The organism is Bifidobacterium sp. LH_512 (assembly GCF_056356435.1).
Window position 1 is genome coordinate 164,514 of record NZ_JBKEUE010000002.1, and the last position, 16,197, is coordinate 180,710.

Annotated in this window: 12 protein-coding genes; 5 read left to right on the plus strand and 7 right to left on the minus strand. The window is 57.0% G+C overall.

The window, feature by feature from the left end; genetic code table 11:
- Window positions 1-73: 73 nt before the first annotated feature.
- On the minus strand, window positions 74-2,521 hold the full coding sequence (locus AC1AWD_RS06525) for a glycogen/starch/alpha-glucan phosphorylase (protein ID WP_476564853.1): 2,448 nt from the start codon (window positions 2,519-2,521) through the stop codon (window positions 74-76).
- Between the two features lie 262 nt (window positions 2,522-2,783).
- Here AC1AWD_RS06525 and AC1AWD_RS06530 point away from each other — a divergent pair, with 262 nt between their 5' ends.
- Complete coding sequence (locus AC1AWD_RS06530) at window positions 2,784-3,263, plus strand: sterol carrier family protein (RefSeq protein ID WP_476564855.1); 480 nt, start codon at window positions 2,784-2,786, stop codon at window positions 3,261-3,263.
- Window positions 3,264-3,466: 203 nt separating this feature from the next.
- On the opposite strand, the gene AC1AWD_RS06535 is transcribed toward AC1AWD_RS06530, so the two are convergent.
- Window positions 3,467-3,841: a DUF3073 domain-containing protein gene (locus AC1AWD_RS06535; protein WP_476564857.1), complete on the minus strand. Its 375-nt coding sequence runs from the start codon at window positions 3,839-3,841 to the stop codon at window positions 3,467-3,469.
- 156 nt (window positions 3,842-3,997) lie between these two features.
- Between AC1AWD_RS06535 and trpS the strand changes: the two genes are divergently transcribed.
- On the plus strand, window positions 3,998-5,098 hold the full coding sequence (trpS, locus tag AC1AWD_RS06540) for a tryptophan--tRNA ligase (protein ID WP_476564859.1): 1,101 nt from the start codon (window positions 3,998-4,000) through the stop codon (window positions 5,096-5,098).
- Between the two features lie 209 nt (window positions 5,099-5,307).
- On the opposite strand, the gene AC1AWD_RS06545 is transcribed toward trpS, so the two are convergent.
- Complete coding sequence (locus AC1AWD_RS06545; RefSeq protein WP_476564998.1) at window positions 5,308-6,945, minus strand: threonine/serine exporter family protein; 1,638 nt, start codon at window positions 6,943-6,945, stop codon at window positions 5,308-5,310.
- A gap of 283 nt (window positions 6,946-7,228) precedes the next feature.
- Between AC1AWD_RS06545 and AC1AWD_RS06550 the strand changes: the two genes are divergently transcribed.
- Window positions 7,229-9,985: a phosphoenolpyruvate carboxylase gene (locus AC1AWD_RS06550; RefSeq protein WP_476564860.1), complete on the plus strand. Its 2,757-nt coding sequence runs from the start codon at window positions 7,229-7,231 to the stop codon at window positions 9,983-9,985.
- 200 nt (window positions 9,986-10,185) lie between these two features.
- Here the strand turns inward: AC1AWD_RS06550 and AC1AWD_RS06555 are convergent, their stop codons facing one another.
- The 4 genes from AC1AWD_RS06555 to AC1AWD_RS06570 form a co-directional block, all read right to left on the minus strand.
- A complete protein-coding gene (locus AC1AWD_RS06555; protein WP_476564862.1) occupies window positions 10,186-12,054 on the minus strand; it encodes an FAD-dependent oxidoreductase in 1,869 nt (622 codons plus the stop codon).
- Window positions 12,055-12,182: 128 nt separating this feature from the next.
- Window positions 12,183-12,746, minus strand: coding sequence for an alkyl hydroperoxide reductase subunit C (ahpC, locus tag AC1AWD_RS06560; protein ID WP_476564864.1), 564 nt, complete (start codon window positions 12,744-12,746; stop codon window positions 12,183-12,185).
- A 432-nt stretch (window positions 12,747-13,178) separates the two neighbouring features.
- Window positions 13,179-13,343 (minus strand): hypothetical protein, encoded by a 165-nt coding sequence (locus AC1AWD_RS06565; RefSeq protein WP_476564866.1) that lies wholly within the window; start codon window positions 13,341-13,343, stop codon window positions 13,179-13,181.
- Between the two features lie 37 nt (window positions 13,344-13,380).
- Complete coding sequence (locus AC1AWD_RS06570; protein WP_476564868.1) at window positions 13,381-13,701, minus strand: hypothetical protein; 321 nt, start codon at window positions 13,699-13,701, stop codon at window positions 13,381-13,383.
- A gap of 263 nt (window positions 13,702-13,964) precedes the next feature.
- Between AC1AWD_RS06570 and AC1AWD_RS06575 the strand changes: the two genes are divergently transcribed.
- Together AC1AWD_RS06575 and AC1AWD_RS06580 are read left to right on the plus strand one after the other, a co-directional pair.
- Entirely contained in the window at window positions 13,965-14,648 is a 684-nt protein-coding gene (locus AC1AWD_RS06575; RefSeq protein WP_476564870.1) for a carbonic anhydrase, read from the plus strand.
- A gap of 194 nt (window positions 14,649-14,842) precedes the next feature.
- Window positions 14,843-16,189, plus strand: coding sequence for a hemolysin family protein (locus AC1AWD_RS06580; protein ID WP_476564872.1), 1,347 nt, complete (start codon window positions 14,843-14,845; stop codon window positions 16,187-16,189).
- The last annotated feature ends 8 nt before the right edge of the window (window positions 16,190-16,197 follow it).

A 16,197-nucleotide genomic window follows, 5' to 3' on the forward strand; every position in this document is an offset into this window, starting at 1 on the left:
AAACACGAAAAAAAAAAAGGGGGAACCCCTAGCGGGTTCCCCCTTCGCCGTTTAGACCGCTAAACGGTTAAACTCAGGCAGCCATCGGGCCGGTGTGCCAGATGCGCTCCAGGTAATCTTCGATAGAGCGATCAGAGCTGAAGTAGCCCGAGTTCGCCACGTTGAGCAGGGCCTTACGGTTCCACTCGAGCGGATCACGGTACAGGGCCTCGATATCGGACTGAATCTCCGTGTAGGCGTGGAAGTCAGCCAAGGTCATGAACCAATCCTTGGTCAGCCAATCAGCAACCAGCGGGGCATAGGCGTTGCGGTCACCGTTGGAGAAGGTGCCACCAGCCACCATGTCGATGGCGTTCTTCAGACGCGGATCAGCCTCATAGTAGGCGGCCGGGCCATAGCCGTCGGCGTACAGCTTGTCCACTTCGTCGACGGTCATGCCGAACAGGAAGAAGTTCTCCGGACCCACCAGCTGGCGGATTTCCACATTGGCGCCGTCAAGGGTGCCGACGGTCATCGCGCCGTTGAGGGCGAACTTCATGTTGCCGGTGCCAGAGGCTTCCTTGCCGGCCTGGGAGATCTGCTCGTCCAGATCTGTGGCCGGGATAAGGTGCTGGGCCAGACGGATGTTGTAGTTGCTCGGGAAGAACACGCTGAGCTTGCCCTTGACATCCGGATCATTGTTGACCACGCGAGCCACATTGTTGATCAGCTGGATGGTCATCTTGGCCAGATAGTAGCCCGGAGCGGCCTTGGCGCCGAAAATCACCGTACGAGGCAGCACTTCGTCCGCATCAACGGCGCCGTTCTTGATATCGGCGTAGCGGGCGATGACGGCCAAGATTTTCAGGGACTGACGCTTGTACTCGTGCAGACGCTTGACCATGGTGTTGAACATCGTGCTTGGATCGAGTTCAACGCCGTACTCGCGCTTGGCGTAGTTGGCGAAATCGACCTTATTGGCCTGCTTGACTTCGGCGAATCGACGCACGAACTCATCGTCTTCGGCCAGCGGCACCAGACCCTTGAGCATGTCCAAATCGCTCAGCCAGCGGTCGGTGCCCAAGCCTTCGGTAATCAGGTCGGACAGACGCGGGTTGGCGAGCTTGATGAAACGACGAGGAGTAACGCCGTTGGTCACATTGGCGAACTTATCCGGGTAGACATCGGAGAAGTTCTTCAGCGTGACATCCTTGAGCAGCTGGGAATGCAGTTCGGCAACACCGTTCACATAGGAGCCGCCGTAGGTGGCAAGATAGGCCATGCGCACGGAGTCACCGGTGAAGATGGCCATGTCGCGAATCTTGTCTTCGTCAATGCCCTTGGCCTTCAGTTCGGTGGCAAACTGGTCGCTGATCTTACGGATGATCTCCATATGGCGCGGCAGCAGTTCGCCGATCAAATCGGCCGGCCACACTTCCAAGGCTTCCGGGAGCAGCGTATGGCAGGTGTAGTTGAAGGTCTTGGTGGTGATGGACCACGCGGTATCCCAGTCGTAGTCGTATTCGTCCATAAGAACGCGCATCAGCTCGGGAATGCCGATAACCGGATGGGTGTCGTTGAGCTGGAAGCAGATCTTGTTCGGGAAAGTGGTCAGATCCGGCTTGTCTTCTCCCGGGTAGAACACGCGGATGGCGTCGTGGATGGAGGCGGAGACGAAGAAGTACTGCTGTTCGAGACGCAGTTCCTTGCCGACACGGGTGGAGTCTTCCGGGTACAGGATCTTGGAGATGTTCTCGGCGGCGACCTGCGGTTTGACGGCATCGAGGTATTCGCTGCGGTTGAATGCCAGCAGATCGAATTCGTCGTAGCTCTTGGCGCTCCACAGGCGCAGTGTGTTCACACGACCGGAGGCGTAGCCCGGAACCATGTAATCGACCGGCACCGCGCGCACGGACCAGGCCGGCTTCCAGACCTTCTTGCCGTTTTCTTCAACGACTTCGCCACCGAAGCTCACACGCTGGGAACGGTTGTAATCGATGTGGCCCCACGGCTCTTCATTGGCCAGCCAGTAGTCCGGACGCTCGATCTGCTTGCCGTCGACGTCGAATTCCTGCTTGAAGATACCGTACTTGTACTGGATGCCGTAGCCGAAGGCCGGCACGCCAAGAGAAGCCAACGAATCGATGAAGCAGGCAGCCAGGCGTCCCAGACCACCGTTGCCCAGGCCCGGCTCGTATTCGGCGTCGATGACGTCCTGTACATCGAAGCCCAATTCCTTGACGGCACCGTCAAACTGGTCGGTCAGCCCAGCGTTCAGCAGAGCATTGCGCAGCTGCTTGCCCATCAGGAATTCGGCGCTCAGATAGCCGACGGCCTTGGTATCGCCGTTGACCATGTCGTGCTGCGTCGTCATCCAAGAGTCCATCAGATGACGGCGGACGGCCGTCGCCGCAGCCACATACACATCGGCAGCGGTTGCTTGTTCGACGGTTACGCCCTGCGTGTACTTGAGCTGTTCACGGATTTCATCGGCGAACTCATTCACGGTGATAGGTGACTGTGGTGCGGTAATTTCAGCCATATATCCGACTCCCTTTAACGAATCATTCTGCGAGAACCATTATGCCGTGCGTCAAGCATCTTCGCATGAACGGAAGCTAAACAAACGACAACTTTTATGAATACGTTCTCACAATACAACGATAACACGTTATAAAAGAAAACAAAATTCGTTATTTTACAAGATTGCACTCGTTTGCATTCATTGGTTCTCCTCTTGCACAGCAACCACTACGTTGCCGTGCACAACATTGTAGTCGTTTCGTTGTTTCACAATGGTTGATATGCCAGTCATTCGCGAACAGGATATTGAAAAAGGACGCGCCGCATGGAAACAGTGGCAGCAGGCGGCATCCAATTTGCTCGCCGCGCAAGGCGTTTCCTCTCCACACATCTCATCACAACCACATAATCGCAATGATGACGCCTTCAGCAGCGACATCGCATTTCGATTAGAAGTATCACCGACTTTGCCACGTCAAATTTGGGCGATGGCAGTGCGATATACACTATTTTTATTGGAGCGAAAAGCGCCCGGCGAGGGCGTCGAAGTACGTGTCGCCCCATGGGGCGCCATCAAAATTTTGGAAGGCCCCGCATCCGACCCGCATAATCTCACGCCGCCCGACGTCATCGAATTGGATCCCGACGTGTGGCTGCGTCTCGCCGCCGGCATCACGACATGGGACGAAGAAAAGGATAGAGGCCGCATCAGTGCAGTCGGCGAACGCGACAATCTCAGCGATCTGCTGCCCCTGCGCTAATCGCTCCATCCTCAAAATGTCATATCAGTACTGTTGTGACATTCAGGCATCCCGAACACCCCAAAACGTCACATCAGTACTAATATGACGGAATCGGTGGTCCTCATATAACGTTGCCGGTGTTGCATGCACCAGACTGCAAATAAAAAAAAACCGCCTGCAGAATCCTGTACATTCTGCAGGCGGCCGAAATAAGTCACATGTCACTGCTTCGGCTTCAACGCGCTCGGCATAGGCATCGGAATGGGCTTATGCGGCTTGAGCGCAGACGGTTTCGATGCAGGGAACTCGCCGCTCGTCGCCTTCGCGGCGGCTTCGGCAGCCCACTTGGCATACTCGTCAAGATCATCATCCACTGCTGATTCGTCCGCTTCGGCCGAATGCTCTTCAACCGCATCATTGACATCATCATCGTGGGCATACTGCTCTTCGATGTCTGCAAAAGGATCGAACGAACCGGTTCCCGGCTCCTGCGCACCCAGCTCCTTGGCGAGCTCGTCGTAATCCGTATCAGTGGTCAGGTACTTGAGCTTTCGAGCAATCTTCTGCTGCTTGGCTTTTTGACGTCCGCGGCCCATCTGACCCCCTGGGAAATTACTGTGCTATCAAATTCATCAACATAAGAGAGTACCACTAGTTTTGTTTTCTTTCGTTGTCGGCTCAGACTTTTACGATAAAAACCAATTCTTTTACAAGATTTCAACATAGTTTTTCATACGTAAGGGGCGTACACGATGGCGGACGAGACCCAAGAACAGCAGATCACCGCAGCCGGCAACGAAATGAGCGCAAGCTTCCTCGCCGCAAAGAAACGCTCCGACGCAACCATGGCCAAGCTGGAAGAAAACCCCGGCAAATTCACCATGCTTACCGGAGACCGCCCGACCGGCCGCCTGCATTTGGGCCACTATTTCGGCTCCATCCGTGAACGCGTCGCCATGCAGAATCGCGGCGTCAACACGAATATCATCATCGCCGACTATCAGGTCATCACCGACCGCGACACCACCGAACACATCGAAGACAATGTGCTCAACCTCGTACTCGACTACATGGCCGCAGGCATCGACCCCGCCAAGACGATGATCTTCACCCATTCCGCGATACCGGCCGAAAACCAGCTCATGCTGCCGTTCCTCTCGCTCGTCACCGAGGCCGAACTGCACCGCAACCCCACCGTGAAGTCCGAAATGGAAGCCTCCGGCCATGCGCTGACCGGCCTGCTTCTGACCTATCCTGTGCATCAGGCTTGCGACATTCTCTTCTGCAAGGCCAACGTCGTGCCAATCGGCAAAGACAACCTGCCGCATGTGGAGATCACGCGCACTATCGCACGTCGTTTCAACGAACGTTACGCCAAGAAGAATCCCGTTTTCCCGGAGCCGTCCGCAATCCTGTCCGAAGCGCCGGAAATCCCCGGTCTTGACGGACGCAAGATGAGCAAGTCGTACGGCAATTCCATCATGCTGGGCGCCACCGCCGAAGAAACGGCAAAGCTCATCAAGAAGAGTCCGACCGATTCCGAGCGCCGCATCACCTTCGACCCGATCGCCCGCCCGCAGGTTTCCGCATTGCTGACCACCGCAGGATTGGTCACCGGCCGCAACCCGAAGGAAATCGCCGAAGAAATCGGTGATTCCGGCGCAGGTGCATTGAAGGCGTATGTCATCGAATCCGTGAATAACTTCCTAGCTCCGCATCGCGAGCGTCGCGCCGAACTCGCCAAGGATATGGATTCCATCCGCGACATTCTGCATGACGGCAACAAGCGCGCCAACGACATCGCCGAAGAAACGCTGGCCCAGGTGCGCGACGCCATGGGCATGAAATACTGAGGTCCGCAGGTACTGAGGTGCAGTCCGGCCATCTGGAGGCCACCGGCACCTTGGACCCAGTCCATACAGCAGTCCAGCAGGTCACATTTGCTGAAATCAACGACACCCTTCAGCAAGTGTGACCGAAAAAGGGAATAAAAACGGTCACATCCGCTGAAGGCAATGCCTCATATCAGCAGATGTGACCGCATCGCAGCAGGCTGTGGTCATCAAACGTCGTAACGCCAGGATTTGTCAGTAAGCACGCGGGCCATCGCCAAGCCAATCGGCAGGCAGATAATCACCATGAACGCGCGGAACGCCCAATCCAGCGCGCCTTGCGTATCAAAATCACCCAAATGATACATCGCCTGATACATGTACAAACCAGGTACCATGATCACAATCGACGGCACAGTCAAACAAATACGCGGATAGCCCAAATAGGTCGGCAGCAGGCCACGTCGCACTGAATTGCGCCACACCGCAGCCAGCAGGCCCGCCAACAACGCACCCACGAATGCGCCCACCTCAGCCGGCACGCCGAAATCCACCAATTCCAATCGCAGCGTATTTGTAATCGCACCGATTAGCGCCGCCACCAGGCACATGCGCTGCGGCGAATTGAACATCACGGAGAAGCCCCACACGCCTAAGAACGAGAACAGCGCACGCAGCGAAGCGTTCAGCACAGGATCCAGGCCCAACGATTCAAAGCCGGTCGGATGCAGATGCACGACGGAGGCGACCATCCAGCCCGCCAATGTGCCAATCAGCACGATGCACAGCACGTAGGCGATGCGTTGTATGCCAGAGGGGAAATCGATTTTCGCCATATCCAAACCGCCTGTGATCAGCGGAAAACCGGGGATTACGAACAGCATCGAGCCGATGTACGCCGTGTCGTGTTCCAGCGCGACCGGATCGAAGATGCCGATCAGTCGCAGCATGCCGGTGCAGGCCAGCGCGGCGACGGCAACGCAGATGAATGTCACGAAGAATTGGTTGAGATGATGCGCGAACATGCGGCGGCGCAGCCAATGGCCAAGACCGGCGCCGGCGAACGCACCGATCATGTCGTATGGGCCGCCGCCGAGCAGGAATACGAAGGATGCGCAGGCCAGCGCCGACGCGAAGCCGGCGAAGGCGGGGGAGTAGAGCGGCTTGCGGCGTTCAATCAGATCAAGTCGCTCATGCGCCTGCCTCACGGTGATGCCGTGCGGGCGAGACGCCGCATTACCGGCATTCACATGATCAAAATGCGCAGCATACCGGCCTTTCGGCGGCTTGTGCTGCTTCGCTGATTTTTGCGGTTTCGCCGATGCGCAATCGGCTGGAGTCGTCGCAATATTACCGGAATCGTCAGCGGCGTTGTTCTGCGATGATTGCGTATTGGTGTGATCGGATTGAATGTCTGATTGCTGTTCCGTCTGCTGTTCACGCCCTAATTTGACGGCATGCATCATGGAATGCCGCGCATTGGGATCGTCCAAATGCTCGACGAGTTCTTCGGAAATATCGGAATGCAGGTGATACATGCTGCTGTTGCCGAGATTCACATTGAACCAATCGGCAAAATGTTCCAGCAGCCAGATTCGTTCAGTATTGACACCGGTTGTGGGCAGGTCGATGACTTCGGTGATGCGGTTTTTGCCGTCCGTGCAGGATGCTTCGATGTCGGTCAAATTGACGTCGGCGCGCACATGCACGCCCAACGGGTAGGCAAGGCGGTGCATCATTTCACGCACACGGAAGCTGCCTGTGCCTGCTCCCAAATCAAGCATGCCGACACGGACAATCACACTGGCTTTCGCCGCGATGCCGGCTTCTGTAATCGGCTTATCCCAATCTCTTTCAATGTCTTCCATATCAAGAGGAATGGAATGCGTATGGTATTTGGCTACTGCGGCGGCGCCGCTTCCTTTATTCTCATTTTGCGCATGCTCTGAATTCACACATATAAGTATGTACCGCGCCCCACCCGCGGCATTTTCTGGGCAATTAACATTTCTGTCGATTGGTCGGACATACAATAAGCAGCAACTTGCCAAGCAACGGCTGTGGGCTCGCAACGACCGGCCAAAACAACCGCGGAGGAGCCGCGGATGACCGGTAGACCGAGCAACCGAATGTTTGGAAGAAGGAGGTCTGATGACAGATATTGATCAACAGATCACGCCCGCGGACGCGACCATCACCACGTCCGGCACCGGGACCAAAGGCCCCGAAGAGCGCGATCTTCCCGTATCCCTCAAAGCCGATATGGACTTGTGCCTGCAGATTTTGCGCGAAGTCCTCGGCGAATTCGATGAGAAGTTGCTAGCCACATTCGACACGGTCCGCCAGTATGCGGTGGATGCCAGTGCGGAACGTTTTGCGGGCGCGCTCACCGACACTCACCCCGAGCAGGATGATTTGATGATGGCCGTCAAGACCATTGATTCGATGAACCTGCACGATGCGCAGCTGCTGGCTCGCGCATTCGCCACATACTTCCACCTCGCCAACCTGTGCGAAGAGAACTATCGTGTTTCCGTACTGCAGGAGCGAGAGGCTCAGGTCGACGAAAACCAGTCGGTTGACCCGGTTAACGAAATGACGTGCGCCTACCACAAGCTGCTCAGCGAAATGGGTCCGGCCAAGGCCAAGGAATTGCTGAACAAGCTGGAATTCCATCCTGTGTTCACCGCGCATCCAACCGAAGCCCGCCGTAAGGCCGTCGAAGGCAAGATCCGCCGTATTTCCCAGCTGCTGGTTGCTCACAAAACGCTCGGCGGCTCCGATAAGAAGGAAAATTACCGTCGACTGTTCAACGAGGTCGACGCGTTGTTCCGCACGTCCCCGATCGCACTGAAGAAGCCGACCCCTGTTGAAGAAGCGGACACGATTCTCGACATTTTCGACAATACGCTGTTCGAAACCATTCCGATGGTGTATCGCCGTTTCGACGACTGGCTGCTCGGAGACAAGGCCGGCCTGGTTCCGCCGGAATGCCCCGCGTTCTTCCGTCCGGGAAGCTGGATCGGTTCCGACCGTGACGGCAATCCGAACGTCACTGCGAAGGTCAGCCGCCAGGTGGCCCGCAAGTTCAGCGACCATGTGCTCGCCGCCTTGGAAGAGGCCACGCGCACCGTCGGCAAGAACATGACGATGGAAAACGATACGACGCCGCCGAGCGACGAGCTCAAGAACCTGTGGAATCATCAGAAGGAAATGAGCGAGCGTCTGACGGACAAGGCCGCCCTGATTTCCACCAAGGAAATGCATCGCGCGGTCATGCTGGTCATGGCTGACCGTCTGCATTGCACGATTGAACGCGATGCCGATCTGATGTATCACAGCTGCGACGATTTCATCGCCGATCTGAAGGTTGTGCAGCGTTCTTTGGCTGAAGCCAACGCCAAGCGTTCCGCTTACGGCCCGCTGCAGGATCTGATTTGGCAGACCGAAACCTTCGGCTTCCACATGGTGGAGATGGAGTTCCGTCAGCATTCCGTCGTGCATTCCCGTGCCTTGGACGATATCCGCGAGCATGGCCTGCATGGCGAACGTGGCCCGCTGCAGCCGATGACGCATGAAGTGCTGGATACGTTCCGCGCTCTCGGCGCCATTCAGAAGCGCAATGGCATGAAGGCCGCCCGCCGTTACATCATCTCCTTCACGAAGAGCGCCCAGAACGTCAAGGACGTGTACGAGCTGAATCGTTTGGCTTTCGCGCATCCGGAAGACATGCCGACCATCGACGTGATCCCGCTGTTCGAGCAGCTTGAGGATTTGCAGAATTCGGTGGACGTGCTCGAGGATATCATCAAGATCCCCGAAGTGCAGGCTCGTCTGAAGGCCACCGGCGGCAAGATGGAGGTCATGCTCGGCTATTCCGATTCTTCGAAGGATGCCGGCCCGACGTCCGCAACGCTGGCGTTGCATTCCGCTCAGGAGCGTATCGCCAAGTGGGCTGAATCGCATGATATCGATCTGACGCTGTTCCATGGCCGCGGCGGCGCCGTCGGTCGTGGCGGCGGACCGGCCAACCGTGCTGTGCTGGCGCAGCCTGTCGGTTCGGTGAAGTGCCGTTTCAAGCTGACCGAGCAGGGTGAGGTTATTTTCGCCCGCTACGGTAACCCGGCTCTGGCCGTTCGCCATGTTGAATCCGTTGCCGGCGCTACGCTGCTGCAGTCCGCGCCGAGCGTCGAAAAGATCAACACCGATATGACGCAGAAGTATGCGGATATGGCCGCCGCCCTCGATGAGGATGCGCACGCCCGCTACCTGGACCTGCTGAATACGGACGATTTCGCTCCGTGGTTCTCCACGGTGACGCCGCTGACCGAAATCGGCCTGCTGCCGATCGGCTCCCGCCCGGCCAAGCGTGGTCTTGGAGCCAAGTCCTTGGACGATCTGCGTACGATTCCGTGGATTTTCTCTTGGGCTCAGGCTCGTATCAACCTGGCCGCATGGTACGGGCTCGGTTCCGCCTGCGAACAGTTCGGCGACCTGGATACGCTGCGCAAGGCGTATCAGGAGTGGCCGCTGTTCTCGACGTTCATCGACAATATCGAAATGTCGCTGGCGAAGACTGACGAGCGTATCGCCAAGATGTATCTAGCGCTCGGCGACCGCGATGATCTGCGCGACAAGGTGCTGAACGAAATGGAACTCACCCGTCGTTGGGTTCTGAAGATCGTCGGCGACGAATGGCCGCTGCAGCATCGTCATGTGCTCGGCCAGGCCATCCGCATCCGTTCCCCGTATGTGGATGCGCTGTCCGTCACCCAGGTGCTGACGCTGCGTTCGTTGCGCAAGCGCGTGGATAAGGAAGAGCTGAGCCAAAGCCAGCAGGCGGGCTTCATCTACCTGATCCTGTGCACCGTTTCGGGTGTCGCTGCCGGCCTGCAGAACACCGGCTGATCCGAAGCTTTACCGTATAACGCAGTGTGGGCGTGAACCTGGGGGATTCCAATTCCCCGGGTTCACGCCCACACTGCGTTATGCGGTCACTTTTACTGACACCAACACCCCATCAGCAAAGGTGATTACAAAAGTTCTAATATGAAAAAACAGGATTCCAACATGTTAGAACTATTGAAAGGAAGCCCCGGCGCCATCGCTTACGCGCCCAACAAATCCAGCATTTGCGGGATGTTCTTCTTACCGAATTCCACGTGCTGGCTGCCGTCGGCGTGGTCGATGACGATGCAGGGCACGCTCATCGCGCCGTACTGGTCCTTCATTTCGGGGAAGCGGGACACATCATAGGCTTCCGCTCGCACGTTCGGATTGAGCGAGGCGATGCGCTGCGCGGAGAGCACGGTTTCTGGACACATGGTGCAGGTCAGCGAGACGAGCACGATCACATTCACCGGTTCAGCAATCGACATGGCACGTTCCACCAGTTCTTCGCCAAGCGGCTGGCCGGGGCCCGCCGCATTGTAGAGACCCAGCACGAAGGAGTTGAATTCGTGGCCGCCGGGCACGCCATGGAAGGCGAGACCGGTGTACACAAGCTGATTCGCGTCGCCGGATTCGCTTTCCACGCATACGCGCACGCAGGGGCGCGCTCCAGGCATCACGTTAGCGGCATTGAAGACTGCCCGCCCTCCGGCATCTTGTTCGGCAGCGCCGCCGATTACAATGCCGCCATTTGCGGCGTCACCATGAGGAACGGCGATATTCGGAGCTTCGCCGCCACCGATGATTTCACCCGCAGCATCGAAGGCGATGCTGCGCAGTTTTCCATCGGAAAGCTTGACCATATCGGTGATGAATCCTTGCAATTCCGCCGATGCAGCAGTGTCGTCCAATTCGAGGACGAGTATTGCCGGACGGGCCATTCGCTCGAACACCATCGCCAATTGCGCGCGCACGGCTTCGGAGAAGATTTCACCCGGCTGGCGATTCGCATTTGCGGAAGACGCGCCAGCAGCGGGGGAGGATTGCGCGACCTTTGCCTTCGCCGTAACAGACCCCGCAGTAGAACCAGCAGACCCCTTCGCCGCCATATCCGGCCTCGGCGGAGTCAATCCGGTCTTCTCGCTCATCTGTTTGGCGTACCGCTCCAATTCCACCGCGGCGATAGCACCGTCAGCGGTGGCCGTAACGACCTGGCGCAAGTTCTTGACGCGCAGATCGCCCGCCGCATACACGCCCGGCACGGAGGTTTGCAGATATCCGTGCGTTACGACATAGCCCTGCTCGTCCAATTCAACGACGCCCTTGACCAGCGAGGTGGCCGGCACGTATCCGGCGAACACGAAGACGCCGAACACACCGCCATCGGCAGGCTTCCACACGGAGTCCGCGTCGGTATGCACGTCGCGAATCATGGCTTCTTTTAGCCCGCCGAGCCCGCCTATCACGCCGTCGAGCACAGTGTGATATCGCACTTCGATCTTCGGATTGTTCTTCGCTTCGGCCGCAACGGACGCGTCACAGGTGAAGTCGTCTTCACGCACGAGAATCGTGACTTTGCTGGCATATTTGGTAAGGAACACCGCTTCTTCGGCCGCAGCGAAACCGCCGCCGATGACGAGCACTTCCTTGCCGGTGAAGAATTCGCCGTCGCAGGTCGCACAGTAGGCGACGCCGCGTCCTGCGTACTCGCTTTCGCCGGAGAAGCCGAGTTTGCGCGGGGCTGCGCCGGTTGCGAGGAGGATGCCGAATGTGCGCAAATCGCCACGGGTGGTATGCACGGTTTTGATATCACCGTCGATGTCAAGGCCGGTCGCTTCGGCGGACATGAATTCCGCACCGAAATCCTGCGCTTGCTGGCGCATTGTTGCGGTGAGAGCCTGACCGGAAGCGCGGCCGACGCCCGGATAGTTGACGACTTCGTCGGTGATGGTGATCTGTCCGCCGAAATCACCTTTTTCGAGGATAAGCACGCGATATCGCGCGCGAGCCAAGTACAGGCCTGCCGTCAGACCTGCGGGGCCGCCGCCGATGACGATGACATCATACAAATTATCTTGCTGCTGCATATTTCGCCTTTCATGCGAAAAGCCCCTCCGCCGCCTGCTGTACGGCAGTCGCGCGGAGGGGAGAGTTGGGCGTTACACGCGGATATATAGATCCAGAAAACCGAAAACGACTAGATTACCAGCAACGATCAGAGCTGGCCGACGAGATCCAGGCTCGGTTCGATGGTCTCTTCGCCCGGCTGCCACTTGGCGGGGCAGACCTGATCGCCATGCTCGTAAACGAACTGGGATGCCTGCACACGGCGCAGCAGCTCGTCGGCATTGCGGCCGACGTTGGAGGAGATCACTTCATAAGCCACGACCTTGCCTTCGGGATTGATGATGAAGGTGCCGCGTTCTGCCATGCCGTCGGCTTCGTTGTAGGTGTCGAGATCGCGGGCGAGGGTCGCGGTCGGATCAGCTACCATCGGGTATTCGATCTTGGCGATCTTGTCGTTGGCGTCATGCCATGCCTTGTGCACGAAGTGAGTGTCGCAGGAGACGGAGTAGATTTCGCAGCCGGCCTTCTTGAAGTCCTCATACTTTTCAGCGAGGTCTTCCAGTTCGGTCGGGCATACAAAAGTGAAGTCGGCCGGGTAGAAGAAGAACACGGACCAGTGGCCAAGCATATCCTGCTTGGTCAGGGTCTTGAATTCGTTGTTCTGGAATACGTTTGCGGTGAAGTCGGTGATTTCGTGCTGCAGCATCGTCATGATTTTCCTCCAGTCATTCGGCGCACCCGCCCGCGTGAAGGCACGGCGGCGTGCAGAACTGCACTATCAATCGTAAAGCAGCATTATTGAAAAATCATGATTTCCGCGACTGGCTTGATGTGAGAATACTCACTCCTCTTGCGACATTTTCCAAAGACTATGCACACAAAAATCATCAATGCGATTTCAAGAACTTTTCGCCGCCGCGGCATCGAAAAAGTTTCACGTGAAACACAATCGCAACAACAGTCCAGTGGTCACATGAATACAGAAGGGATACGGTTGCGAAACACAAACACAAGTACAAACGCATATACCGAACACAAGCACGCCGAACACGAGAAAAAGGTCGCCTCTGCCGACATTTCACAGAGGCATCCCCGACGCAATCCGCTAATTTTCGCCGGATTTCAACCGATTCCAACAGATTCGTCAGACTTCAGGGAACCCTTCGTCTTTCATCAGACGAAGCCAGATCGACAGATGCAAATTCTGATCATTTGACATTGCGTCGGCGCGATGCTCCGGCTGACCGTCAATGCTGGACGGATACATGAACGCGCATGTACCGGAGCCATCAGGATTGTAATTCGACATATTTGCACGCATAATGCGCAGCGCCAGCGCGTCAGTTTCAGCCGTACGCAATTCGTGCGGCAAGCGGGCCAACGCGGTTGCGGTCAACGCGGTCCAATAGTGGGGGGAACACGTCACCGAATTGGCGGCAAATACCGAACCAGTAGCCGTCCCAATACCGCAATCCGATGCCGTTGAGGCGTACGGACGGCTGCGGGCCGCCGAAGGCCAGAAGCCAGCGCAGCGTTTCCGCAGTAGCCGCCAAATATCGAGCGTCGCCGGTTATGCGATGCGCTTCAATATACAGATTCACCAGCGGCGCCGTAATGGACCGCTCATACGCGACTTCATGGTCGGGCAGATCCTTGCCGATGCCCAAGAAATAATCGGCGCTGGCAACAACACGGCTTTCGACGGCGTCCGTCTCGGCATCCCGTCCGGCCGCGCGCAGATATCACGCCACACGCGAGCTCGCTTCGCCGACGCGCACCCTCATCATCCCGCACGTCACCAAGCGTTCCACCACCTGAGCCGCATACCGCTGTACGCATATTGCGTGAAGCATATGCGATGTTTGGTTGATTCACCCGTGGATAATAGAGAGGAAACGTCCCACACATACGACGGAAAGGCAATGGCCACATGTCGAACGCTGAAGAACTGCATGAATCAACCGCCAATGCAACCTGGAGCCGCCTGCTCGCCGGCAACCGACGCTTCGCGGAAGGCAAAGCCGAACATCCATGGCAAGATCCGCAAACCCGCGAATCGTTGATTGAACGCCAAAATCCGGACGCCGCGATTCTGTGCTGCTCCGATTCTCGCGTCGCCCCGGAAATCATCTTCGACGCGGGGCTCGGCGACCTGTTCACCGTGCGTACAGCCGGCCAAATCATTGACGACGGCGTTCTCGCGTCCCTGGAATACGCTGTCTCTAAGTTGCATGTCAGCGTGCTGATAGTCATGGGCCACCAAGGATGCGCCGCCATCGAATTAGGCGAGCATGAATTGGAAGATCTGATGCGCCGCATCACCGAAGAAACCACCGACGCCAACGAAGCTGCGATCATCATTGAAAATTTGGATGAACATATCACCCAATCGCAATCGGCCATACTACGCTGCGTCGGCATGTCCTTGTGGCAGGCCCGCGAAGCCGAAATCCAAGATCATGACGACATCGAACGCGTACACATCGCGCACACCATTGAAGATCTTGTTATGCGCTCCGAAATTATTCAGCAGGCGCTGGCATCGGAACAGCTGATGATCGTCGGCGCGCGATATCAGCTTGATTCAGGCAAGGTGGAAGTGCTCAGCTTCTGATTGTGCGACGCATTGCTGCGTCATATTTCAAAACATCGCAGCATATTCGACGCAGCAATCGCGTCAATACGAAGAATCACCAATAATCAGCGAAGCCGTGCGCGCGGCAATAACGGACATTGCGCACACACTGTCCGTAACATTGCCGCGTGACATCAAAAAAATTGACATGACTTTCCCCTAATGTTGAACGTATGTCACTTGGTTTAAACATCCTGCTGATATTCGTTTTTCTTCTGCTCGGCGCCGTTTTTGCCGGCACGGAACTGGCGCTGGTCTCATTGCGCGGTTCTCAGGTGGATCAAATGGAACAGGAGGATGCTCGCGGGGCACGCGTCGCGAAGATCGCACGCGATCCGAACACATTCCTGTCCACTGTGCAGATCGGCGTAACCCTTTCAGGCTTCCTGTCCGCATCCTTCGGCGAATCATCCATCTCCCCGTTCATCGTTCCGGTCGTGGAAAGCTGGGGTGTACCTTTCCAAGTGGCGGCGCCGCTCACCACCATCGTTCTGACGCTTGTCATTTCCTACTGCTCCATCGTCATTTCCGAAATGGTGCCCAAGCGCATCGCCATGCAACGCAATGAGCAGATCTCCAAGGCCGTCGTGCCCGCCATCGACGGCTTCGCCAAAATCTGCCGCCCGATCATTTGGCTTATCGGCAAAAACACGAACGGCATCGTGCGCCTGCTCGGCTTCGACCCGAATGAGACCGAAAGCGAAGTTTCCGACGAAGAACTGCGCGTGCTCGTCAACTCGAATTCCAACCTCAGCAAAGATGAACGCACCATCCTCGACGATGTGTTCGACGCTTCCGAAACCATCGTCGCCGAAGTCATGCGCCCACGCGCCGATGTCGTGTTCCTCAGCGGCGATCAGAGCATTGGGGATGCCGTGAAATTCGTACGCGAAATGCCATATTCCCGATACCCCGTCACCGGCAAGGACTTCGACGACGTGCTCGGCTTCGTGCATGTACGCGACCTGCTGGACGTGCAGGATCCGAATGCGAAAACCGTGGCCGATGTCACGCGCGAAGGCATCTCCCTGCCTGGCACATCGCGACTGCTGCCCAGTCTGTCGTTACTGCGCAAGCGCGGCATTCATCTGGCCGTCGTCATCGACGAATACGGCGGTACCGACGGCATCGTCACGCTTGAAGATATGACCGAGGAATTGGTCGGTGATATTCGCGACGAATACGATCTGCCGGAAGATCGCGGCGGCGCATCCGGAAAGTCCGCTTTCGTCAATGGCGCCGCCGTGATTGACGGCGGCACCACCATTGAAGATTTCGCCGATCTGACCGGTATTGAACTAGAAGACGGCCCATATGAGACCGTTGCCGGATATTTCCTCGCCAATACCGGCAAAATGGGTGCGGTCGGCGATACGCTGCCGTCCGACGACGGATACGACATGGTCATCACAAAGGTGGACGGCCGCCGTATCGAAACCATTGAAGTGCGCAAGCATACCGGCGCCGACAAAAACGCATCCGATGCTGCAGGCAACAACGACAGCGTCAAGAAAGAATGACGAAGAAA

What these genes read in the sequence shown, in the direction of transcription:
- AC1AWD_RS06525 (WP_476564853.1), bottom strand. Translation starts at nt 2,521, where the DNA reads ATGGCTGAAATTACCGCACCACAGTCACCTATCACCGTGAATGAGTTC.
- AC1AWD_RS06530 (WP_476564855.1), top strand. Translation starts at nt 2,784, where the DNA reads ATGCCAGTCATTCGCGAACAGGATATTGAAAAAGGACGCGCCGCATGG.
- AC1AWD_RS06535 (WP_476564857.1), bottom strand. Translation starts at nt 3,841, where the DNA reads ATGGGCCGCGGACGTCAAAAAGCCAAGCAGCAGAAGATTGCTCGAAAG.
- trpS (WP_476564859.1), top strand. Translation starts at nt 3,998, where the DNA reads ATGGCGGACGAGACCCAAGAACAGCAGATCACCGCAGCCGGCAACGAA.
- AC1AWD_RS06545 (WP_476564998.1), bottom strand. Translation starts at nt 6,945, where the DNA reads ATGGAAGACATTGAAAGAGATTGGGATAAGCCGATTACAGAAGCCGGC.
- AC1AWD_RS06550 (WP_476564860.1), top strand. Translation starts at nt 7,229, where the DNA reads ATGACAGATATTGATCAACAGATCACGCCCGCGGACGCGACCATCACC.
- AC1AWD_RS06555 (WP_476564862.1), bottom strand. Translation starts at nt 12,054, where the DNA reads ATGCAGCAGCAAGATAATTTGTATGATGTCATCGTCATCGGCGGCGGC.
- ahpC (WP_476564864.1), bottom strand. Translation starts at nt 12,746, where the DNA reads ATGACGATGCTGCAGCACGAAATCACCGACTTCACCGCAAACGTATTC.
- AC1AWD_RS06565 (WP_476564866.1), bottom strand. Translation starts at nt 13,343, where the DNA reads ATGTCGAATTACAATCCTGATGGCTCCGGTACATGCGCGTTCATGTAT.
- AC1AWD_RS06575 (WP_476564870.1), top strand. Translation starts at nt 13,965, where the DNA reads ATGTCGAACGCTGAAGAACTGCATGAATCAACCGCCAATGCAACCTGG.
- AC1AWD_RS06580 (WP_476564872.1), top strand. Translation starts at nt 14,843, where the DNA reads ATGTCACTTGGTTTAAACATCCTGCTGATATTCGTTTTTCTTCTGCTC.